Source organism: Halococcus sp. PRR34, from assembly GCF_028617175.1.
GTDB lineage: Archaea > Halobacteriota > Halobacteria > Halobacteriales > Halococcaceae > Halococcus > Halococcus salifodinae.
The window spans coordinates 62,616-82,401 of the sequence record NZ_JAQJDA010000006.1; the positions used below are offsets into that span (position 1 = coordinate 62,616).

Annotated in this window: 22 protein-coding genes; 11 read left to right on the forward strand and 11 right to left on the reverse strand. The window is 65.1% G+C overall.

Features of this window, described 5'->3' with window-relative positions:
* Positions 1-12: 12 nt before the first annotated feature.
* Entirely contained in the window at positions 13-744 is a 732-nt protein-coding gene (locus PHA81_RS09400) for a hypothetical protein (protein ID WP_273836578.1), read from the reverse strand.
* A gap of 169 nt (positions 745-913) precedes the next feature.
* On the opposite strand from PHA81_RS09400, the gene PHA81_RS09405 reads away from it, so the two are divergent.
* On the forward strand, positions 914-2,032 hold the full coding sequence (locus tag PHA81_RS09405; RefSeq protein WP_273836579.1) for an ORC1-type DNA replication protein: 1,119 nt from the start codon (positions 914-916) through the stop codon (positions 2,030-2,032).
* A gap of 45 nt (positions 2,033-2,077) precedes the next feature.
* Here PHA81_RS09405 and PHA81_RS09410 read toward each other — a convergent pair whose 3' ends face one another.
* A complete protein-coding gene (locus tag PHA81_RS09410; RefSeq protein WP_005040145.1) occupies positions 2,078-2,887 on the reverse strand; it encodes a twin-arginine translocase subunit TatC in 810 nt (269 codons plus the stop codon).
* Positions 2,888-3,003: 116 nt separating this feature from the next.
* Between PHA81_RS09410 and PHA81_RS09415 the strand changes: the two genes are divergently transcribed.
* Both PHA81_RS09415 and PHA81_RS09420 read left to right on the forward strand, forming a co-directional pair.
* Positions 3,004-5,259 carry a twin-arginine translocase subunit TatC gene (locus PHA81_RS09415; protein ID WP_273836582.1) on the forward strand — a complete coding sequence of 752 codons (2,256 nt, stop codon included), beginning with the start codon at positions 3,004-3,006 and terminating at the stop codon, positions 5,257-5,259.
* Between the two features lie 78 nt (positions 5,260-5,337).
* On the forward strand, positions 5,338-6,057 hold the full coding sequence (locus tag PHA81_RS09420) for a queuosine precursor transporter (protein ID WP_273836584.1): 720 nt from the start codon (positions 5,338-5,340) through the stop codon (positions 6,055-6,057).
* Between the two features lie 230 nt (positions 6,058-6,287).
* Here the strand turns inward: PHA81_RS09420 and PHA81_RS09425 are convergent, their stop codons facing one another.
* Positions 6,288-7,043, reverse strand: coding sequence for a 23S rRNA (uridine(2552)-2'-O)-methyltransferase (locus PHA81_RS09425; RefSeq protein WP_005040153.1), 756 nt, complete (start codon positions 7,041-7,043; stop codon positions 6,288-6,290).
* Positions 7,044-7,337: 294 nt separating this feature from the next.
* Between PHA81_RS09425 and PHA81_RS09430 the strand changes: the two genes are divergently transcribed.
* The 4 genes from PHA81_RS09430 (at position 7,338) to pstB (ending at position 12,260) form a co-directional block, all read left to right on the forward strand.
* Positions 7,338-8,567, forward strand: coding sequence for a substrate-binding domain-containing protein (locus PHA81_RS09430; protein ID WP_273836589.1), 1,230 nt, complete (start codon positions 7,338-7,340; stop codon positions 8,565-8,567).
* A gap of 63 nt (positions 8,568-8,630) precedes the next feature.
* Positions 8,631-9,722 (forward strand): phosphate ABC transporter permease subunit PstC, encoded by a 1,092-nt coding sequence (gene pstC, locus PHA81_RS09435; protein WP_005040158.1) that lies wholly within the window; start codon positions 8,631-8,633, stop codon positions 9,720-9,722.
* On the forward strand, positions 9,719-11,287 hold the full coding sequence (pstA, locus tag PHA81_RS09440; protein WP_005040160.1) for a phosphate ABC transporter permease PstA: 1,569 nt from the start codon (positions 9,719-9,721) through the stop codon (positions 11,285-11,287). Before pstC ends, pstA begins: the two co-directional genes overlap by 4 nt.
* A complete protein-coding gene (gene pstB, locus PHA81_RS09445) occupies positions 11,280-12,260 on the forward strand; it encodes a phosphate ABC transporter ATP-binding protein PstB (protein ID WP_005040163.1) in 981 nt (326 codons plus the stop codon). Before pstA ends, pstB begins: the two co-directional genes overlap by 8 nt.
* A gap of 19 nt (positions 12,261-12,279) precedes the next feature.
* Here the strand turns inward: pstB and PHA81_RS09450 are convergent, their stop codons facing one another.
* Together PHA81_RS09450 and PHA81_RS09455 are read right to left on the reverse strand one after the other, a co-directional pair.
* Positions 12,280-12,438: a hypothetical protein gene (locus tag PHA81_RS09450; RefSeq protein ID WP_005040165.1), complete on the reverse strand. Its 159-nt coding sequence runs from the start codon at positions 12,436-12,438 to the stop codon at positions 12,280-12,282.
* Positions 12,438-12,656 (reverse strand): zinc ribbon domain-containing protein, encoded by a 219-nt coding sequence (locus tag PHA81_RS09455; RefSeq protein ID WP_005040168.1) that lies wholly within the window; start codon positions 12,654-12,656, stop codon positions 12,438-12,440. Before PHA81_RS09455 ends, PHA81_RS09450 begins: the two co-directional genes overlap by 1 nt.
* Before the next feature lie 182 nt (positions 12,657-12,838).
* Here PHA81_RS09455 and PHA81_RS09460 point away from each other — a divergent pair, with 182 nt between their 5' ends.
* Positions 12,839-13,582, forward strand: a complete 744-nt coding sequence (locus PHA81_RS09460; protein ID WP_273836590.1) for a DNA polymerase sliding clamp — start codon at positions 12,839-12,841, stop codon at positions 13,580-13,582.
* Between the two features lie 440 nt (positions 13,583-14,022).
* Here PHA81_RS09460 and PHA81_RS09465 read toward each other — a convergent pair whose 3' ends face one another.
* Positions 14,023-14,658 (reverse strand): protein sorting system archaetidylserine decarboxylase, encoded by a 636-nt coding sequence (locus PHA81_RS09465; RefSeq protein WP_273836591.1) that lies wholly within the window; start codon positions 14,656-14,658, stop codon positions 14,023-14,025.
* 189 nt (positions 14,659-14,847) lie between these two features.
* Between PHA81_RS09465 and priL the strand changes: the two genes are divergently transcribed.
* Complete coding sequence (gene priL, locus PHA81_RS09470; RefSeq protein ID WP_273836592.1) at positions 14,848-15,975, forward strand: DNA primase regulatory subunit PriL; 1,128 nt, start codon at positions 14,848-14,850, stop codon at positions 15,973-15,975.
* Between the two features lie 44 nt (positions 15,976-16,019).
* Here the strand turns inward: priL and PHA81_RS09475 are convergent, their stop codons facing one another.
* Positions 16,020-16,208 (reverse strand): hypothetical protein, encoded by a 189-nt coding sequence (locus tag PHA81_RS09475; protein ID WP_005040176.1) that lies wholly within the window; start codon positions 16,206-16,208, stop codon positions 16,020-16,022.
* 128 nt (positions 16,209-16,336) lie between these two features.
* Between PHA81_RS09475 and PHA81_RS09480 the strand changes: the two genes are divergently transcribed.
* Both PHA81_RS09480 and PHA81_RS09485 read left to right on the forward strand, forming a co-directional pair.
* A complete protein-coding gene (locus PHA81_RS09480; protein WP_273836593.1) occupies positions 16,337-16,975 on the forward strand; it encodes an SWIM zinc finger family protein in 639 nt (212 codons plus the stop codon).
* Positions 16,976-17,124: 149 nt separating this feature from the next.
* Positions 17,125-17,595: a hypothetical protein gene (locus tag PHA81_RS09485; protein ID WP_273836594.1), complete on the forward strand. Its 471-nt coding sequence runs from the start codon at positions 17,125-17,127 to the stop codon at positions 17,593-17,595.
* Between the two features lie 2 nt (positions 17,596-17,597).
* Here the strand turns inward: PHA81_RS09485 and PHA81_RS09490 are convergent, their stop codons facing one another.
* The 4 genes from PHA81_RS09490 to PHA81_RS09505 form a co-directional block, all read right to left on the reverse strand.
* On the reverse strand, positions 17,598-17,792 hold the full coding sequence (locus tag PHA81_RS09490) for a hypothetical protein (RefSeq protein WP_273836595.1): 195 nt from the start codon (positions 17,790-17,792) through the stop codon (positions 17,598-17,600).
* Between the two features lie 81 nt (positions 17,793-17,873).
* Positions 17,874-18,332 carry a GNAT family N-acetyltransferase gene (locus PHA81_RS09495; RefSeq protein ID WP_273836596.1) on the reverse strand — a complete coding sequence of 153 codons (459 nt, stop codon included), beginning with the start codon at positions 18,330-18,332 and terminating at the stop codon, positions 17,874-17,876.
* 459 nt (positions 18,333-18,791) lie between these two features.
* Positions 18,792-19,442 carry a non-canonical purine NTP pyrophosphatase gene (locus PHA81_RS09500; RefSeq protein WP_273836597.1) on the reverse strand — a complete coding sequence of 217 codons (651 nt, stop codon included), beginning with the start codon at positions 19,440-19,442 and terminating at the stop codon, positions 18,792-18,794.
* Between the two features lie 38 nt (positions 19,443-19,480).
* A complete protein-coding gene (locus tag PHA81_RS09505; RefSeq protein WP_005040188.1) occupies positions 19,481-19,759 on the reverse strand; it encodes a DUF5808 domain-containing protein in 279 nt (92 codons plus the stop codon).
* Positions 19,760-19,786: the final 27 nt, after the last annotated feature.

Below are 19,786 nucleotides of genomic sequence, written 5' to 3' on the forward strand. Positions count from 1 at the left end.
AAAGAGTGGGTTTCAGAACAAGCCAGATATCCTCCGATTTATTCGATCGGTACTCGATAGAACGCTTTTCCTGAGCAGCGGCTTCAATTCCTCAGCATACTCTTGAACGTCTTGTTTATGGGAAATCCACTGACGTCCTACCTCAGACTGCAACACCTCATGGATGTCGGAAGTCCAACTATGATGATTGGTGTTGAGATACTGCACAGTGTTCGAGTAAGGATCCTCGTTACGGTTTTCTGCATCCTGATTGATTCTTGCACGAAGTTCTTGCGGACTGTTACATTCATACAACTTCAAACGATGGATCATATCTGGGAGCGGGATACTGACCACTCGAATTTCGTGGTCTGATGGATCAACCCGAAGACGGGGTCCCCCTTGGGAACCACCAGGTCGATAGAGATCATCATTGAGAACAGAATCGAACTTCCCCCTTGCATGGAACAACTGTCCGTATTTAGTTTGGAAGTCTGAACACATCTCTGAGTATTTCCCGAGCTTATCCTCAACTCTGGGAGACACCAATAATTGGTTAGATGCACTCAGTGTGTCCCATTTTTTAGCATTGTCCCTGTACAGCCCATTCTCTGCTATATTTGATATATTATTATAGATTGGCTCGAACAAATCTCGTCGTTTTCTCGCTTTCTCGATACGAGCACTAAACCAGGGACTGAACGCTCCACCAGCGAGACCGCCAATTAGCGCTAGAACACTCTCAATCAGGCCGAACTGAACCATGTGCAATCAAAGCATAGATCCAAGACAGATTTATATTTTGCACCCAAGAGGAATTCCCATACAGACGGCATGATTCACCGTGTGGAACCCCATTGAACGGCCAGACGCAGATCCTCTCCAAGCAGAGGCCGCCGAAGCCTTGAAGCCGGCCGGGAGCGAGGTGAAAGTGATGGCCGACGACGGCGACATGCTCTCGTGGGACGAGTCGGTCTTCCGGGACGAGTCGGTGTTCGAGGTGGACTACCTCCCGGAGACGTTCCACCACCGCGACGACCAGCTCGACGGCCTCCAGTACGCGCTCCGGCCCGCCGTCCGGGGCTCGCGTCCGCTGAACGCGATGGTTCGCGGGCCGCCCGGCACCGGCAAAACCACCGCCGTTCAGAAGCTGTTCGGCGAGCTCGACGCACGGCGTGGGGTCCGAGCGGTGCGAGTGAACTGCCAGGTCGATTCGACCCGGTATGCGGTGTTCTCGCGGCTCTTCGAGGCGATCTTCGAGTACGAACCGCCCGCGAGCGGGATCTCCTTCAAGAGCCTGTTCGAGCAGATCACCGACCATCTCACCGACGAGGGCGAGGTCCTGGTCGTGTGCCTCGACGACGTGAACTACCTCTTCTACGAGGGCGAGGCCTCCGAAACCCTCTACTCGCTCCTGCGCGCCCACGAGACCCACGCGGGCGCGAAGGTCGGCGTCATTCTGGTCTCCTCCGATCTCGATCTCGACGTGATCGCCGATCTGGACGAACGCGTCCAGTCGGTGTTCCGGCCCGAGGAGGTGTACTTCTCGGCGTACGACGAAAGCGAGATCGTCGATATCCTTCGTGAGCGCGTCGAGCGCGGCTTCCGTAACGACGTGCTCGGCCCACGCCCGCTCGATCTGGTGGCCGAGCTGACCGCCGAGACCGGCGACCTCCGGGTGGGGATCGATCTCCTCCGGCGTGCGGGACTCCACGCCGAGTCGCGCGGGAGCCGCACCGTCACGATCGAGGACGTCGAGTCGGCCTACGAGAAGGCCAAACACGTCCACCTCTCGCGGCGGCTGGGCGAACTCACCGATCCCGAACGCGACCTCCTGCGGGTGATCGCCGATCACGATGGCGAGCGCGCCGGCACGGTGTACGAGGCGTTTCACGACGAAACCGACCTCGGCTACACCCGCTACTCCGAACTTATCAACAAGCTCGATCAGTTGGGGCTCGTCGACGCCAGTTACACCAGCGTCGAGGGTCGTGGACGCTCGCGCGAACTCTCGCTCGCCCACGACGCCGACGTGATCCTCGACCGGCTCTGAGACCGTCTCGATCCGTTTTCGCTCGGCTGCGTCCTCAGCGCCCGATCAGCCGCGCCCGGTCCATCTGAGCAACAGGAGTGTGCCCTCGAACAGTCCGATCATCGTCGCGGCGACGATGATGGGGGCCATCCCGGTCGGGTCGGGGCTGAACAGGAACGCGACCCCGGCGAACCCACCCCAGAAGTAGAGCCGCCGGCTCGTGAGCCACGCCCGCGTCGTGAGTCCCATCATGATCGCGAGCATCACGAACAGCGGGATCTGGAAGACCAGCGCGAAAAAGCCCATCAGCAGCGTCATCAGGCCGAACGTATCACCGAGCCCGAACGCGATCTCCGCGACGGGCTTCGAGTAGCCCAGGAAGTAGTTGAACATCACGGGCAGCACGAGGAAGAAGGCGAAGCCGACCCCGATTATCGCGAACACGAGGCTCGTGGGGACGGCTGCGAGGTAGTACCGGCGCTCTTTGTGGTAGAGTCCAGGGCGCATGAACCGATAGGTCTGATAGACGAACAGCGGCAGCGCGACGACGAACCCCGCGAGCGACGCCGCCTTCAGCCGGGCGAGAACGAGTGCTAGCGGGTCGTAAACGTACGGACAGGCTGCGCTCGCCTGGTCAGCCGTGACCGGGCAGGCTGTGGGTGAGCCGGGGAGGAAGGCGTACCAGATGAAGTTGATGAGGTCGTCGGCAAACGGAAAGACGACGCCGCTCACGACGCCCATCGCCACGATCACGATTCCGAGGCGTTTGACCATCTCCTCGATGTGATCGGCGAGCGGCATCTCGCTGTCGTTGAGCGGTGCGGTGTCGGCGGGCTCGTTTGCGGTGGTCCCGCCCGTCTCCGTCGACTCGGCCATCTGACGGTGGGTTTGCCGGTGAGCGTTGTAAACTTTCTTCTCGGCATCCCGGAGAACGCGAGCACTGGTAGACAAGATTGATAACGAGGTGTCGGCTACGCCCACCGAAGCAACGAATGTCGGGAGCCGTCGACGACGATGTCCGCCGATCGGTCGCACGCGGCCGGGAGACGCTTGGGGCGATGCTGTCGGCCGCCCAGACTCATCTCCAGAAGGTCGCTATCGTCTTTCTGATTGGGTTTCTCGGCTCGTTTTACGCGCTCTGGCTCTACGTCTGGGATCGCTTGAAGACGGATCTCTTCTCCCAGCTCCCGCCCGGCGTCGCCGAGGAGACCACGGTTATCGGCACCACCCCGTTCGAAGTGCCGCTGTTGCAGGCGAAGATCGCACTCGCGGTCGGCGGGATCGTTGCACTCCCCGCCCTGCTCTACTACTCGCGCGAGGCGCTCCGCGAGCGCGGCTACTGGGTCACGGTCGGCTCGCGCTGGAAAGTGGCTGCTATCGGGCTGATCGCTGCGCTGCTCTTTCTCGGTGGCGTCGCCTACGGCTACTTCGTGTTCTTCCCGTTGATGTTCTCGTTCCTCGCGGAGCTTTCGGTCCGGGCCGGCTTCCAGCCCACCTACTCGATCACGCTCTGGGCGCAGTTCGTCTTCCTGCTCATGCTCTCCTTCGGGCTCGCCGCCCAGCTCCCGCTCGCGATGACCGGCCTCTCGCTCACCGGTATCGTCCCCTACGAGACGTGGCGTGAGAAGTGGAAGTACGCCATCATCGGCGCGTTCGGCTTCGGTGCGCTGTTCTCACCACCCGATCCCTTCACGCAGGTGCTCTGGGCGGTACCGATCATCGCGCTCTACGCGCTCAGTCTCGGTCTCACCAAGGTCGTGGTGACGCTCCAGCGCGGCGGCAGCGCGGTCGACGCGGGGCGGGTGCTCCGCGAGCGCTGGCGCGCGATCCTCGCGGTTCCGACGATCGTGGCGGGCGCGATCGCCGCCCTGATCGTCGCCGGTTTCGGCGGGTTCGTCAACCAAACCGTGGTGCCGGCGATCCCCTACATCTCGCCGAGCGAGCCGGTGTTCACGTACATCGGCCCGCTGCTCGGGCTCCCGCGCGATCTCGCGATCGCCGTCGTCGCGGGAGCGGCGTTCGTCGCCGTTCTCGTGCTCTCGTTCGCGTACGCGCTCTACCGCGCCGCCGGCAGCGCCGCGACGGAGACCGGCCGAGCCGGTGATCCGACCGCGATCGATCTCGAACCCCTCGACGCCGCTGGCGTTCGGGCCGCCCCGACCGAGGCGTTTCGCGGTCTGAGCGAACAGGAGGCGGTCGCTCAGGCCAGTATGGCGACGAGCGACGGCGAACCCGAGAAGGCCCGGGCGATCCTCGATCGGTTCGACGAGGCGGAAGCAGCCGCGGAGACGGAGGATGGGTCCGACACGGCCCTCGACGAAGCCGAACATCCGGGCGAACCTGGTTCGGCACCCGATGCGGGGAACGACGCGAACCCGGTGTTGAGCCGCACGACGGGCGTCGTGGACGCGTTCACCACCGAGGAGACGACCGAGGAGGACGTCGGCGGGTACTACTACGACATCGCGTTCGTGCTCGACAGCCTCCGATCGCGGGCGTTCTTGTTGCTCGCGATCTTCATGTCGGTGCTCGCCGGGACCTTCCTCTGGTTCCTCGGGAACCTCCCCGGGCAGTCGGCTCCCGGGATCGACCAGATCCGTGGGGACTTCCTCGGCCGGCTGCCCGCAACCGTTCGTCCCGAGCAGGTGGGGATCGTCGAACTCCATCCGACCGAGGGGCTCGTCTTCGCGATCAAGCTGAGTACGCTGTTCGCGGCGCTCGCGGTCCTGCCGCTCCTGCTCTACTACGCGTGGCCGGCGCTGCGCGAGCGCGGGATCACGGCCGGCGACCGGCGCGTGCTCATCGTCTGGGCCGGCGCGCTGTTCGTCAGTCTCATCGGGGGGATCGCCGTTGGCTACACCACGATCGCGCCCGCGGTGATCTCGTGGCTCGCCGGCGACGCCATCGGCGCGGGGATGGTGGTATCCTACCGCATCTCGGCCGCCGGCTGGCTGGTCTTCTTCACCACTGCCGGGATCGGGCTGCTCGCGCTCGTGCCAGTGACGATGCTGCTGTTCCATCGCGGTGGCCTGATCCCCTATCGGGGAATGCGCAATCGGTGGCGCGAGGTCACGGTCGGCGTGTTCGCGATCACCGCCTACGTCTCGCCGCGCGGCGTGTTCATGATGTTCATCCTCGGGATCCCGATCATGCTGTGTTACGGGCTGGGGCTCGGCTTGCTCTGGCTCTACACCCTCGGCGGCCGGCGCGCCTCGTGGGGCGAGGAGCCGGGCGAGAGCGCCGACTGATCGAACGGCCTAACTGCTCGCCCGGGAACTCCCGGGTATGATCCGGCGACACGCAGCCACACGCAGGAGGACCGACCGATGAGCACGTCCCACAGTGGACGTGCATCCGGCATGCAGGTGGCGCTGATCGCGCTGTTCGTCACCGCGCTCGTGACCGCCCAGCTCACCGCCACCAAGATCCTCGGGTTTTCGATCCCGTTCTCGCTCCCGATCACGGGCGACATGTTGATCCTCCCCGGTGCGTCGCTCGCGTACGCGCTGACGTTCCTCGCATCGGACTGCTACGCCGAACTCTACGGCCGGCGTGCGGCCCACGTCCTCGTGAACATCGGTTTCGCGATGAATCTCGTTCTCTTAGGACTAGTCTGGGGGACGATCGCCGCGCCCGCCGCCACGTCGAGCGTCGATCCCGCGGCGTTCGCGACGGTGCTCGGCGCGAGCACCAACGTCGTGCTCGGGAGCCTGCTCGCGTACGTCGTGAGCCAGAACTGGGACGTGTTCGTGTTTCACCAACTTCGCGACTACACCGAGGGGCGCGCGCTCTGGCTCCGGAACGTCGGCTCGACCGCGACGAGCCAGGCGCTCGACACCGTGATCTTCGTGAGCGTCGCCTTCTACCTCGCGCCGGAGCTGCTCGGTCTCGGCAGCGCCCTCCCTGCCTCCGTCCTGCTCGCGCTCGGTGTCGGCCAGTACCTCCTCAAACTCCTGATCGCGGTCTTCGATACGCCCGTGGTCTACGCCATCGTCGGCTACGCGCGCTCGCGGAGCGACGCCCGACCGACGGCTAGCGCCGACTGATTTTACGGTTGGCGCGCGCTCGCGCTCGTGTGTGAGCGACAGCGAACACCGAGCGCGGACATTGCGCGAGGGATGACTGAGCGGAGTGAGCGAAGCGAACGCAGCGAAGGAGTCGGTTGGGGAGGCGTGTGGCCTGCGGTCTCTCAGTTGTGTCGGGATTCGCGGTCTCGTCGCGGACTCGTGAGTACGAATCATTCCACCGGATTCGTGAGTCCGAGCCACAACCCGACTCAATCGATCCGTTCGGCGAACCCGAAGCGCGGTTTCACGCCCTCGATCCGAACCTCAACCGTCTCGCCTTCCTCTGCATCCGAAACGAACAGCGTATAATCGTCGACTTTCGCGATCCCGTCGTCCTCGTCGCCCGTGTCGGTGATCTCGACGGTCAGTTCGTCATCCACCGCTACCGGCGCGGTCATCCGACCTTTCCCTACGAGGAAGAGCTCGGACGATTCGTCCCGGGAGGCGTCGGGGCGCACAGTCCGAACGTACTCGAACTCGTCCTCAATATCGGCTTCGAGGTCGTCGAGATCGCGGCCGTCGAAGGCTTTCACGACGAGATCGCCGCCCGGTGTGAGGATCGTTCGCGCCACGTCGAGCGCCTGACGCGCGAGATGGATCGAGCGGGCGTGATCGAGCTCGTACTCGCCGGTCATGTTCGGAGCCATATCCGAGAGCACGAGATCAGCTTTTCCCACCCGCTCTGCGATCTCCGCTTGGGTACTCTCCTCGGTGAGGTCCCCGCGGACCGTCTCGACACCGTCGATCGACTCGATGCGCTGGCGGTCGACGCCCACCACGCGACCGCCGTCCGCACGTTCGGCGGCGACCTGGAGCCAGCCGCCGGGCGCGGCCCCGAGATCGATCACGGTGTCGCTCGGAGCGATGAGGTCGGCGGTGTCGTCTATCTGCTGGAGCTTGTACGCCGACCGCGAGCGGTAACCCTGCTGTTTGGCCTTGTTGTAGTATTCGTCCCGACCCGACATTCGTTGGTTGGCGTAGACCGTGTGTGCGTAAACGCCCTTCGTTCAGCCGTCACTCGCTCAGCCGTCATTCGTTCACCCATCACTCGCTCAGCCGTCATTCGCTCAACTGTCACTCGTTCAGCCGTCATCCCGTTTCGGTCGGCAGGCGGTGCTATCGACAACCACGGGAGAACGACGACTTTCCACCGACTGTCCGAACCACGCTGTATCGATATATAGCAGCCTGTCCTGCTCCGCCCACCAATTTATATATATTAGAAGCAACTATGTAGTAACCCCCCTCGTTTTCACGCGATGACGCGCAAAGCGACGCGACGCCGCGTACTGATGGGGATCGGCACCGGAACCGCGATCGGGGTTGCTGGCTGTACCGGTGGTTCCGGCAACGACGGCGGTGGTGACAACGGCAGCGGTGGCAACGGTAGTGGCGGCGGCAACGGTAGTGGCGGCGGCAACGAGAGCGGCGGGAGCGGTTCCACGAGCGGTGGCCAGGGGACCAGCGGGGGCAGCGCACAGCAGTCGAGCGGCGCGCTGACCGCCGACGGCTCCTCGACGGTCTATCCGATCACGAGCGACGGATCGTCGGTCTGGAACTCCAACCCGCCGGCCGATGACGGCGAGTACTGGGGATCGAACGACGAGGGGACCGCCCCCGGCTACGAGGCGCTCGGCAGCCCCGACATGCCGATGACCGAGTTCTTCGCGAGCATCTACGGGCTCGATCCCTACCAGGTCAACGTCGGTCTCAGCCACTCGGGGACGGGGATCGAGAAGCTGATGAACGACCAGGTCGACATCGGTGACTCCAGCGCGCCCGTCCAGGACGAACTCCCCGAGCGCGAGAGCTACGACGACTTCGTCGATCACGTCGTCGGCGTCGACGGCCAGCCGGTCATCGTCAGCCAGGCGATCGCGGATGCCGGCGTGACGAAACTCACCGACGAGCAGCTCCGCGGCATCTACACGGGTGAGATCACCAACTGGTCCGAGATCGATTCGTACTCCGGCGACGACAAGGAGATCCAGAACATCTGTCGTGCGGAGGGGTCGGGCACCGATACCGCCTTTCGAGCGAACTTCCTCGGTGATCCGAACGCCGAGATCGCCTGCTCCCAACGGATCGGCCAGAACCAGCAGGTCCGCTCGACGGTGCTCAACGCCGACAACGCGATCGCGTACATCGCGCTGGCGTTCACCGGCAACGGCGCACCCGCGATCGCGCTCGAACTCGACGGGACCACCTACGAGCTCGGCAAGAACCTCGGCTCGAAGGACTACCCGCTCTCGCGCGACCTCCACTGCTACACGTGGAAGGACACCTCGCCGAAGGAGTCCGCGTTCATCAACATGCTGCTCACCGAGTTCGGCCAGCAGCAGTTCGTCGCGGCGAACGATTACTTCAAACTGCCACCCAACCGCCGCGAGGAGGAGCGCAGCAAACTCGCCGATCCCGAAAAGCAGATCGAGTACAGCGGCGGCAATGCGTCCTCCGGCAACGCGTCCTCGGACAACGCGAGCAGCTGAGGTCGTCGGCCGGTCGGCCGACCCTCACACAACTGAGACATCAAATGAAACATCCATATTCGCATGCCGACCATCCCTGAACAGTGGCTGCCGGGCAGCCTCGGCGACAGGACCACCGACACCGACCGGAGTGCCCTCGTTGCGGGTGCGATCGGCGCGCTCACCCTCGCGGGTGTCGCGGTCGGGTTTCTCGTCCAGTCGAGCTTGACGGCGGTGTTTTTGCTGGGGTTCCTCGTCGTGGTGGGCTTCGGCTGGTACGCCCACCAGGCCGAAACGGCGAAGGCGCTGACCTTCCTCGCGACGGCGTTCACCGTCGCCGTGATGGGGCTCATCATCGTCTTCCTCTTCCGGGAGGCGTGGCCGGTGTTCGAGCTGATGGGACTCGATCTCATCACACGAATCAATCCCGGCGAGGCTGGACTGTGGGACACCGCAAGCTCGGTGTACTCGCTCACCCCGATGATCTGGGGCACGGTCGTGACGACGATCCTCGCAATGGCTATCGCCGGTCCGCTCGGGATCGCGAGCGCCGTGTTCCTCGCGGAGATCGCGCCCGGGTGGCTTCGGGACATCGTGAAGCCGGGCGTCGAGATCCTCGCGGGGATCCCGTCGATCGTCTACGGCTGGCTCGGATTCATCGTCATCAACGGCTACTTCAGCCGGTCGGACACGTTCGATCTCGCCTCGAACGGGAGCCTCGTGGTCGCGGGGATGGTGATCGGGCTGATGGCGCTGCCCACCGTGGTCTCGGTCGCCGAGGACGCACTGACGTCCATTCCGGAGTCGATGAAGAGCGGTTCGCTCGCGCTCGGCTCGACCGAGTGGCAGACCACGATGGGGATCACGATCCCGGCGGCGTTCTCGGGCGTTTCGGCCGCCGTCCTGTTGGGCGTCGGTCGTGCAGTCGGCGAGACCATGGCCGCGACGGTGATCCTCGCCAACGTCACCGAGTTCCCTGGGCCGCTGTTCGACGCCTTCGACAACACCATCACGCTCACCAGCGTGATCGCCAACCAGTACGGCGTCGCCCAGGGACTCCACCTGAGCGCGCTGTTCGGCGCAGGCGTCGTGCTGTTCGTCACCGTGCTCTTCCTCTCGATCGGCTCCCAGCTGATCGAGGAGCGAATGGAACGCAACCTCGGTGGGAACCAATGAGTGACGCGTACGGAACTGATGCGACGCTCGTTGAGGGGCGCTCATCAGCGTTCGAGCGTGCGAGTGCGCTCGCGGTCGGGCTTTCGTTCCTCGCCTTCCTGTTTTCGTGGACGGCGCTGTTCCGGATCACGCCGCCCACGTCCGAACTCCTCGGTTTCACTCTCTACGACCTCTTTGGGGTCGGCCTGGTCGTCGTCGGGGCGATCGTTCTCGGGCTCGGCGTCGCCTCGCGAACCGATGTCGTCACGACGACACCGAGCGACACAGGAGGAATCGCCGCCGCGACCGCGTTCGGCCTCTCGGCACTCGTCGCTGCTGGCCTGCTCGTCTCACAGACGCTCGGGCTAGGTGTGATCGCGTGGCTGCCGGCCGCGCTGGCCGCGGGGGCGGTGACGGCGGTCGGCGTGGTGGGCGCGCGCGAGGACATCGCTGCGACGATCCCGGCGGGAATCCTCGCCGTCGGCGTCGGTCTCCTCTTTCTCACGGGTATCATCGGTCCGGACTGGGTGTGGTCCCCGACGGGCTTTGCGGCGTCCTTTCATGCGCCGGTGGTCGTCCCGTTGCTGACGATCCTCTGTAGCCTGCTCGCGGCGTGGCCGGCCGCGAAGGCGAGCGCGGGCTTTGGCAGCCGGGGCCGGCAGACCGGTGCGTACCTGTTGATCGGAATCAACACGTTCTCGATTCTCGCGATCCTCGTCCTGCTGATCGCGTTCGTCGCCATGCAGGGGCTGCCGAAGCTCACCGACGGCTTCGAGATCGGTCTCGATGGGTTCGCGTGGCCGTTCATCACGAACGTCTCGCAGGGCATCTACGTCGATATCCCGGGCGTGCTGCCTGCAATCTTGGGGACCGCGTGGCTCGTCGTCGGTGCAGTGCTCTTTGCGGTGCCGCTCGGCGTCGGTGCGGCGCTCTTTCTCACCGAATACGCCGACGAAGGTGGGTTCACCCGGATCGTCGAGATCGCGACCAACGGGCTCTGGAGCACGCCGAGTATCGTCTTCGGGCTGTTTGGATACGCCTTTCTCGTTCCGCGCTTCGGCAACACCACGTCGCTGTTCGCCGGAATGCTCGTGCTCGGGTTCATGCTACTCCCGCTGGTGCTCATCACGAGCCGTGAGGCGATCATCAGTGTTCCCGACGAGTACCGCGACGCGAGCGCCGCGCTCGGAGTGAGCCAGTGGCAGACCATCCGCAGCGTCGTGCTGCCGGCGTCGGTGCCGGGTATCGTCACGGGCGTCATCCTCGGCGTCGGCCGGATCGCGGGCGAGACAGCGCCGATCCTCGTCGTGATGGCGGGGTCGCCGTTCCCGAACTCGACACCGAACGTGTTGGGTTCGTTCGCGTTCACCACGACGCCACCCTTTATCACCAACGACGCACTGCTGACCTCGGCCAGCGCACTCCCCTACCAGCTCTACGCGACGATCACCGCGGGCGTCGGCGCGACCGACGTCGAGGCGTTCGGGTGGGGAACGGCGCTGGTCTTGCTGCTCGTCGTGCTCTCTTTCTATGCCATCGGGATCGCGACGCGGGCGTACTTTCGGAGGAAACTACGCTATGAGTGAAACAGAGAACCAACCACGACCCGACACTGCGACGAACGGGACCGACCGAACCGACCAGGCTGACCGAACCGACCGAACGGACAGCACAGCAACCGATACGCGGCCATCGGGACGGCAAACGACGGCCGGCGAGACCGAAGAAACGGTCCACGACGAGTGGGTCGAGTACGACTACGCCGGTGCGGCGAAGGTCACTACCACGGATCTCAACGTCCACTACGGCGACGATCGCGCGATCGAGGACATCTCGATCGAGATCCCCGAGCAGAGCGTGACCGCGCTGATCGGGCCGTCGGGCTGCGGGAAATCGACGTTCCTCCGGTGTCTGAATCGGATGAACGATCGCATCCGTGCCGCGGCGATCGACGGCTCGGTCACGGTCGACGGCGAGGAGATCTACCGCGACGGAGCGAACCTCGTCGAGCTGCGAAAGCGCGTCGGGATGGTGTTCCAACAGCCGAACCCGTTCCCGAAGTCGATCCGGGACAACGTCGTCTACGGCCCGCGAAAACACGGCGATATCAAAACAGGACTTCTCTCGCGGCTGTTCGGTCGGGACACGAACGAGAAGGAAGACGAGATCGTCGAACGGTCGCTCCGGCAGGCGGCGATTTGGGACGAAGTCGAAGATCGACTTGACGACAACGCGCTCGGACTGTCGGGCGGCCAACAGCAGCGTCTCTGTATCGCACGGTGTCTCGCAGTCGATCCCGAAGTCATCCTGATGGACGAGCCCGCGAGCGCGCTTGACCCCATCGCGACCTCGAAGATCGAGGACCTCATCGAGGATCTCGCCGAGGAGTACACCGTGGTGATCGTCACCCACAACATGCAGCAAGCCGCCCGCATCTCCGACCAGACCGCTGTCTTTCTCACTGGCGGCGAGCTCGTCGAGTACGGCGACACCAACCAGATCTTCGAAAACCCCGAGAGTCAGCGCGTCGAGGACTATATTACGGGGAAGTTCGGCTGAACGTCGTTCTCTCCCGCTCTCACTGCCGATCGCGCGTGTCGCGTCGTGCTGCTCGCTCGGCGTCCCGTCGATCCATCTCCTCGCGCTCGTCGTGTTCGGCCCGTACGAAGTAGTACAGCGCGAAGGGCGCTGCCACCGCGAGCAGCGCGAAGACGACGAACACCCCCGACGCAGCCATCATCCGAGGAAGACGTCGACGATGTCGCTGGAGCCCGAGGTCGTGTCACGGTAGAGCTCCGAGTACCCACAGTTCACACAGGAAACGACCTTGAAACTGTTCGTCTGGATGTCGAACATCTTTGAGAGGCCGCCGCCGGTCGTCGAGATCTCGCCGACATCGGTCTCGGTGTGGCCACATTTCGGACACCCGCGGTCACCGCCGGATTCGGAAACCATACACCGAATATCTTGCCAACTGTCTTGATCTTTCTCCGACTCGGCAGACGCCCTCGCGGCTGTCCGATTTCGTCCACTCAATCGGCCCGATCCTTGCCCGTTCGATCTCCGACGGCGGATCGGGCCGGTTCCGGCCGCCCGCAACGCGCACCTTTTATAACCCGGCTGGTCGTACCGCGTCCATGTTCAACGCCATCGTGAGCGCCGGGACGCTCGGAACGGCTCTCGATTCGGTGAGCGTCCTGGTCGAGGAGTGTAAGATCCATCTCAACGACGACGGGATCGCCATCCGAGCGGTGGATCCCGCGAACGTCGGGATGGTCGACCTCACGCTCTCTGAAGCGGCCTTCGAGTCCTACGAGGCCGACGGTGGCGTGATCGGCGTCAATCTCTCGCGACTCCAGGACATCGCCGGGATGGCCGGCTCCGACGACCTCGTGCATCTCGAACTCGACGAGGAGACCCGCAAGCTCCACATCTCGATCGACGGCCTCGAATACACGCTCGCGCTGATCGATCCCGACTCCATTCGTCAGGAGCCCGACATCCCCGATCTCGATCTCCCCGCGACGATCGTGCTCGAAGGGCGGGATATCGACCGCGCGGTGACTGCCGCGGACATGGTGAGCGATCACATCGCGCTCGGCGTGAACGAGGACGACGAACAGTTCTACGTCGACGCCGAGGGCGACACCGACGACGTCCACTTCGAGCTCGACCGCGACGACCTCATCGATCTCACCGCCGGCCCGGCGCACTCGCTGTACAGCCTCGACTACCTGAAGGACATGAACAAGGCGATCCCGAGCAACGCCGAGGTCACGCTCGATCTCGGCGAGGAGTTCCCCGTGAAGTTCCACTTCGACATCGCCGAGGCCGAGGGCTCGGTCACGTTCATGCTCGCGCCGCGGATCCAGTCGGACTGAAACCCACTTTTTTACACGGGGTCCTCGGCTCGCTTCGCTCGCCTCGAACCCCGTCCAAAAACCTGTTCTCCTGAGCGAAGCGAAGGAGAGCTCGGAAGACGAGCGGTGAGAGGCGCGACCGACGGGAGCGCCTCAATGCGAACGGCGAGGAACGAGCCGTGAGCAAAGCGAGTCTTCCGGTGGACTAAAAACACCCGTTCACTCGCGCCTGCGGCGCTCGTTCACGGTAGGTCTGCTGGCGCTTGCCGCCACCGCACAGTACCGCCCGAGCCCTCGCTCCCGCTGGTCGCTCGCCCTCGATCCACCGAGGTCCGCACCGCAGAAGCCCTCGGGCGTTCGCTTCGCTCACGCCCTCGCCCTTCATCCGCCAGGAGAGCAAGCTCTCCTGAACCCTGCGTTCGCTCCGCGAACGCAGGACGCCAGGCCCGCACCGCTCCCGCCTACTCCCGGGGCGCGCGCCGTTGCACTCCCCGCTCGGCGATCGCTTCCTCGTATTCGGCGAGCACCGTCTCGCCGGCGACGACGCGCTCGCCCTTCCGTACGTCGAGATCCTCGCGTTCGATCCCCTCGGGAAACACGACATCGACCCGGCTCCCGAAGCTGATGTGACCGATCCGCTCGCCGCGCGCGATCTCGTCGCCCGGTTCGACCGCGGGATGGATTCGCCGCGCGAACGCGCCGGCGATCTGGACGATCGAGAACGCGCCGCAGTCGATCACGACGTTCTCGTTGTGGTCGGAGTCCTTCGAAAACGCCGGTCGGTTCGCGCCTGGAGAGTGTGTCACCGCCTCGACCGTGCCCGCAAGCGGCGCGCGGTTCACGTGGACATCGCTCACGCCCATGTAGATCCCGACGCGCAACTGCTCGCCCTCCCGGCGCACGACCGACACTCGACCGTCGGCGGGCGCGACGATCCCCGATGACGGCACCTGCCGCTCGGGATCACGATGGAAGACGAGCACGAGGCCGGCGAGCGCGAGCGCCGCCACGCCCGCAATGGGCGAGAGCAGGCCCGCGACTGGCGCGAGGACGAACGCCGGCGCGGCGTACCGCCACGCGTGGGACGCGATCCGCATCGATACTCGTTATTTCCATGGGAAAGGAATGTCTTCCGGTCCGAGCGGGCCCCCGCCGAACCATCCCACCCCACCGCATCCGCAACGCTACCGCATCGAGCATCCCCCCGCATCCGCAACGCTACCGCATCAACGGCCCCACCCCATCGACCACCGCACTTATTGAACGCGCCACGCAATGGACGACGGATGGAACGCCGCCACGCCCGCTACCCGTTTCTCGACGCGGCCCGCGAGGCGGTCGAACGCGCCGATGTCGACCTGCTCGCCATCGCCCGCGACGAGGAGCGGGTGGTCGAACGCGCCACCGAACGCGTCGAGCGCGCCCTCACCGACGGATCGATCGGCGATCCCCGTCGGAGCACGCGCGTCGAACTCCTCTCGTACCCGCTCGCACGCGTGCTCGTCTCGCTGGTCGACGAGCACGTCCTGACGAGAAAGTACGCCCGCGCCGAAGCCAGCGCCGCCCACGAGCGCTTCGAGACGGCTGCCGACGGCACGGAACTCAAGAGCACCCGCGACGATCGCGTGACCACGACCGAACTCCTCGCCGAGTTCGACCTCGCCCGCCACGTCCACGCCGTCGACGCCGAGGCTGGCGGTGCGGACGGCGGACCCAGGGCTGGCAGTCGTGACACAAGCACCGGAAGCGAGGACGCCTACCGGGTCGACGTCGGTGCGTATCTCGGTCTCGCTGCCGACATGTGGGGCGACGAGTGGCGGCTGGTCAACCGCCCGCTTGCCGAGGGCCGAGTCCCGATCACCCACGCCGAACTCGGTGATCTCCTCGAAAAGGCGATCGAACGCCGGATCACCGATGGACTCCCGCTCGCGGTGCCCGAGTCGGTCGGCGACCTCCTCGACGACGCCGAGGCCGGCATCCGCGAAACGCTCTCCGAACTCGAACTCACCCGCGAGATCGACACCGTGGTGCCCGACCTCTTCCCGCCGTGTATGCGCGCGCTGCTCGATTCGGTCCGGAAGGGCGAACATTTAGAACACCACTCGCGGTTCGCGATCACGGCCTTCCTGACCTCGATCGGGATGACCACCGACGAGATCGTGGACTTTTACTCGGTGAACCCGGGCTTCGGCGAGGACATCACCAGATACCAGACCGACCACATCCGTGGCGAGACGAGTCCAACAGAATATTCGCCGCCGTCGTGTGCCACGATGCAGTCCTACGGCGACTGTGTCAACATGGACGACCGCTGCGAGACGATCTCGCATCCGATGGCGTACTACGAGGGCGCGCTCGACGACGCCGACGACGAGGAGATCGCCGACTGGCGCGAGACCGAAGCCGACGCCTGAGCGGCGATCCGTGGCTGCTGTCGACCACGCCGATCGAACCGACTCTACTGCCTCGAGAGCCAGTACCCAGTCGTCACCATCACCACCACGAAGAAGACGAGACTCCCGACCAGCGCGAACCCGCCCGCGCCCTCGAGGTTCGGATACACCAGACCGACGGCCACGATGGCCACGAGAAACAGCGCGACCGCAGTGGTAGAGACGGCAGCCTCGACGAACGTCTCCCGTTCCATACCTCCACTTTCGGCGGACGCGAGAAAAGCGCGTCGAAGTCGACGGGCGACGGATTTAGGATGCTTCAACCCCTATTTCCTTTGTAGGCGGAACAACGGATAACGGCGAACGAGCCGTCGACAGAACCATGACACACACTCGAAACACACCCGTGTCACGAAAGCAGTCACTCGCCCCCGATCTCGACGCGATGGCCGATCGGGCAGCCCGCGCGTGGCGCGAACGCATGGCGGTCGGATCGCTCGGCGGCGGTCGGTACGTCGTCGAGAGCGAGAGCGGTGCGACCTACATCGTCTCGCTCCCCGAGAGCCGGTGCTCGTGTCCCGACCATTCGATCCGTGGCGAGCGGTGCAAACACCGCCGTCGGGTCGCGATCGAGGTGACCGAGGGACGGGTCCCACCACCCGGATTCCGCGCCGCTGACTGTCTCGCCTGTGGCCATGAGACGCTCGTTCCCGACGCGGTCCGACTCCCGCTCTGTCCCACCTGCGGGTTCGAGTCCGGCGATCGGGTCCGCGACCGCGAGACCGGCGATCTGCTCACCGTGGTCGAAACCACCGATCACCGGGCCGACGAAGTGGAGATCACGGCCACCGACTCGACCGTCGCGGCCCACCCGACGAATCGTGCGTACGACCCCGCAGAGCCGGTGGTCGAAGCCGTCTATCCCGGTAGCGAGCGCCGGTACTCGTTCCCCCGCTCGCGGCTCGTCCGCCGGCCACGGGCCGCGAGCGCTGGCGACTCTTCACCTACCGCGACCGGGTGAGTCGCCGGTCCGAGCCACGGGCCCGAGCCGTTTTGCCGATCGCGCCGCGAGCCATCATATGACCGACTCGTGGGAAGGGTTGTTCGATCGTGCGAACGACCACGACGTGACGCTCGACACCCTCCAAGACGCGCTCGCGGAGCGCCGGGATGGATGAGCCGAATCCGGCACGGGTGGTCGCCGACGCCGACGTGCTCGCGGCAGACCTCCTCGTCGGTGGCCCCGCACGCGACGCGCTCGATCTCGTCCGGAGCCACTCGTGGGTCGATCTCGTCGCCAGCGACCCGCTGCTCGACGACTGTGAGGCGATCGTTGCGACACTCGCCGACGCCGACCTCGCCGCCGCCCACCGCGACAAGCTCGCCGCCCTCCGGCTGCGCGTCACCCATCCCGAGGACGATCATCCTGCGATTGCGTCGGCGGCCGCAGGCGACGCCGCTCACGTCCTCTCGTTCGACGATCGCTTCCAGGGGGCCACGGCCGGCGTCGAGATCCGCTCGCACGTCGCCACCAGTGTCAAAGCGCCCGCCGCCTTCGCCCGCCTGTTCGATCCCGAGCGGCTGTGGCCGGTGGTCGGCGACGGCGAGTATCCAGGCCCGGACCGCGATCCGCGGGCATAGCGTCAGCTCGGATCGGGTTGTTGTGTGCGCACGGCGTGGCGGGTGATGAAAAAACACGGTGGCGCGAGGACGGCGGTAATGAAGACGATCGAACCGAGAAGGAGGAGATCGCCCCAGAAGATCCAGAACCCGACGAGAAGCATGACGAGCACGTACACGATGGCCGTTGTCGCGGCAACCCCAGTTGCGCGATCCATACCTACATACGACACGGATGTTCAATAAAATTCTCGCTAACACGACCGTCGAGATGGACGCAGCGGAGTCGACTTCGTTCCTCACAGCTCCTTGCGCATCTCCACGACCGCCAACCCGCCTGGACTCTCGCCTTCGCAAACTCGCTCGTAGCCCGCCTGCTCGTAGAACCCGACCGCGTTCAGCGACGACTGGAGGACGAGCGTCGAACAGCCCCGTCCGCGGGCGTACCCCTCTAACTCGGCAAGTAGTGCGCTCCCGACGCCGTGGCCCGCGTGGTCGGGATGAACATAGACCGCGTGAATCTTGCCCAAATCGAGGACGAGGTGGCCGAACCCCGCGACCTCGCCGTCACGAACCGCGACGGTGAAGTGTTCGTTCGGGGCAGCGACATTGTAATCGTCGGGCGAGCGATCGTCGGCCTTCGCCCACGCCCGGACCTCGTCGGCGTCGTAGCTATCGGGACCGAACGCCTCGACGGCGGCGGTGTGGAGGGCGGGTAGCGCGGCGCGGTCCTCGCTGGTCGCGGGACGGACGTACATACCGTGGTTTCCGGTTGAGCGTACTCGTATCACGCGATCGTGCAGCGATAGCTGTCGAGTACCTCTCCGTCGGAGATCCGTCTATTTGTGGCGGCGGTGGCACGCGGGAGCGCACGGAGTGCGCGACTCGCGCGAGGAATGACTGAGTGATGCGAACGGAGTGAGCGAACGAAGGAATCGGTTGGGGAGACGTGTGGCTGCGGTCTCTCAGTTGTGTCGTGATTCGTCACAGATGTGTCGGCTGCTGTCGTCGAGTCTCGTGTGGTATCCGCGAATATCCGGTTATCTCTCTGGCATGGCATATGGCGAACGTTGCGACGTGTCTGATTCGCCTCACTGACGTTCGGCGAACCACCGCCAAGACGGTCGCTCGCTTCGCTCGCGCTGCGACCCGTCTGGTTTGCTTCGCTACCGCTCAGCAAACCACCGTTGGACTCGCTTCACTCGTCCGACGAGGTATCATTCACTTCGTTCATGATACCACTCCCCGAACTTCGCCAGCGCACGCCCACGATGCGAGATCGCGTTTTTCTCCACGGTACTCATCTCCGCCATCGTCGTGCCGTCGTGCTCGAAGATCGGATCGTAGCCGAACCCGCCGTCGCCACGCGGTTCGACGATCCGCCCGCGGACCACGCCCTCGAACAGCTTGACCGGCGGGCCGCTCGAACTGCTGCCGTCGTCTGCGCCCTCGTCGGGGCCCGTCGCGGCCGCAGTCACGCGGTCGCCCCGATCGACGGGGTCGGGGCTGGCGGTGAACTCTTCGCCATCGCAGTACGCGATCACACACCGGAAGGCCGCCCGATCGTCCGCCTCCTCGTCACGCTCGCGTTCGGCGAGTCGCCCGACGGCCTCGATCCCGACCGTGTCCTCGACGTACGAGGAGTACGGGCCCGGAAACCCACCGAGCCCATCCACGAACAGGCCGGCGTCGTCGACGATCACCGGTTCGCCGGCGTGGGCGTGGGCCTCGCGCGCGCCCCGCGCAGCGATGTCGGCGAGGCTGTCGCTCTGGATCTCGGTGTAGTCGAACGCGAGCGCCGACACGTCGTCGAGATACTCGCGGGCCTCGGCGACCTTCCCCTCGTTGGTGGTGACGTAGCGGAGCACGTGCGATGGGGGGCGCTCGGGGAGAAGTAGCCGTCGGTTCAGTCGACCACGACCTCGACCGGCTCCTCGTCGGCCTCGTCTGCTTCGTCCGCTTCGTCCTCGCTCCGGCTCTCCTGGGCGAGCAGCGCGGCGACGACGGCGAGCGCGATCCACGACCGCCAGTTGGCGAGGTTCAGGGTGTAACCGACCCCGAACGGCTTCTCGACCAGCATCTCCTCGCCGGGCTGCCAGTACGCCGAAAGCATCCGCCCGAGGCTGGGTCGCTCGAAGTTGTACGGGATTCCGAAGATCTCGCCCGACGATGGTCTGTCGGCCATACTCCGGCATACGCGCGCCCCCGTTAA

What these genes read in the sequence shown, in the direction of transcription:
- PHA81_RS09400 (WP_273836578.1), bottom strand. Translation starts at nt 744, where the DNA reads ATGGTTCAGTTCGGCCTGATTGAGAGTGTTCTAGCGCTAATTGGCGGT.
- PHA81_RS09405 (WP_273836579.1), top strand. Translation starts at nt 914, where the DNA reads ATGGCCGACGACGGCGACATGCTCTCGTGGGACGAGTCGGTCTTCCGG.
- PHA81_RS09410 (WP_005040145.1), bottom strand. Translation starts at nt 2,887, where the DNA reads ATGGCCGAGTCGACGGAGACGGGCGGGACCACCGCAAACGAGCCCGCC.
- PHA81_RS09415 (WP_273836582.1), top strand. Translation starts at nt 3,004, where the DNA reads ATGTCGGGAGCCGTCGACGACGATGTCCGCCGATCGGTCGCACGCGGC.
- PHA81_RS09420 (WP_273836584.1), top strand. Translation starts at nt 5,338, where the DNA reads ATGAGCACGTCCCACAGTGGACGTGCATCCGGCATGCAGGTGGCGCTG.
- PHA81_RS09425 (WP_005040153.1), bottom strand. Translation starts at nt 7,043, where the DNA reads ATGTCGGGTCGGGACGAATACTACAACAAGGCCAAACAGCAGGGTTAC.
- PHA81_RS09430 (WP_273836589.1), top strand. Translation starts at nt 7,338, where the DNA reads ATGACGCGCAAAGCGACGCGACGCCGCGTACTGATGGGGATCGGCACC.
- pstC (WP_005040158.1), top strand. Translation starts at nt 8,631, where the DNA reads ATGCCGACCATCCCTGAACAGTGGCTGCCGGGCAGCCTCGGCGACAGG.
- pstA (WP_005040160.1), top strand. Translation starts at nt 9,719, where the DNA reads ATGAGTGACGCGTACGGAACTGATGCGACGCTCGTTGAGGGGCGCTCA.
- pstB (WP_005040163.1), top strand. Translation starts at nt 11,280, where the DNA reads ATGAGTGAAACAGAGAACCAACCACGACCCGACACTGCGACGAACGGG.
- PHA81_RS09450 (WP_005040165.1), bottom strand. Translation starts at nt 12,438, where the DNA reads ATGGCTGCGTCGGGGGTGTTCGTCGTCTTCGCGCTGCTCGCGGTGGCA.
- PHA81_RS09455 (WP_005040168.1), bottom strand. Translation starts at nt 12,656, where the DNA reads ATGGTTTCCGAATCCGGCGGTGACCGCGGGTGTCCGAAATGTGGCCAC.
- PHA81_RS09460 (WP_273836590.1), top strand. Translation starts at nt 12,839, where the DNA reads ATGTTCAACGCCATCGTGAGCGCCGGGACGCTCGGAACGGCTCTCGAT.
- PHA81_RS09465 (WP_273836591.1), bottom strand. Translation starts at nt 14,658, where the DNA reads ATGCGGATCGCGTCCCACGCGTGGCGGTACGCCGCGCCGGCGTTCGTC.
- priL (WP_273836592.1), top strand. Translation starts at nt 14,848, where the DNA reads ATGGAACGCCGCCACGCCCGCTACCCGTTTCTCGACGCGGCCCGCGAG.
- PHA81_RS09475 (WP_005040176.1), bottom strand. Translation starts at nt 16,208, where the DNA reads ATGGAACGGGAGACGTTCGTCGAGGCTGCCGTCTCTACCACTGCGGTC.
- PHA81_RS09480 (WP_273836593.1), top strand. Translation starts at nt 16,337, where the DNA reads ATGACACACACTCGAAACACACCCGTGTCACGAAAGCAGTCACTCGCC.
- PHA81_RS09485 (WP_273836594.1), top strand. Translation starts at nt 17,125, where the DNA reads ATGGATGAGCCGAATCCGGCACGGGTGGTCGCCGACGCCGACGTGCTC.
- PHA81_RS09490 (WP_273836595.1), bottom strand. Translation starts at nt 17,792, where the DNA reads ATGGATCGCGCAACTGGGGTTGCCGCGACAACGGCCATCGTGTACGTG.
- PHA81_RS09495 (WP_273836596.1), bottom strand. Translation starts at nt 18,332, where the DNA reads ATGTACGTCCGTCCCGCGACCAGCGAGGACCGCGCCGCGCTACCCGCC.
- PHA81_RS09505 (WP_005040188.1), bottom strand. Translation starts at nt 19,759, where the DNA reads ATGGCCGACAGACCATCGTCGGGCGAGATCTTCGGAATCCCGTACAAC.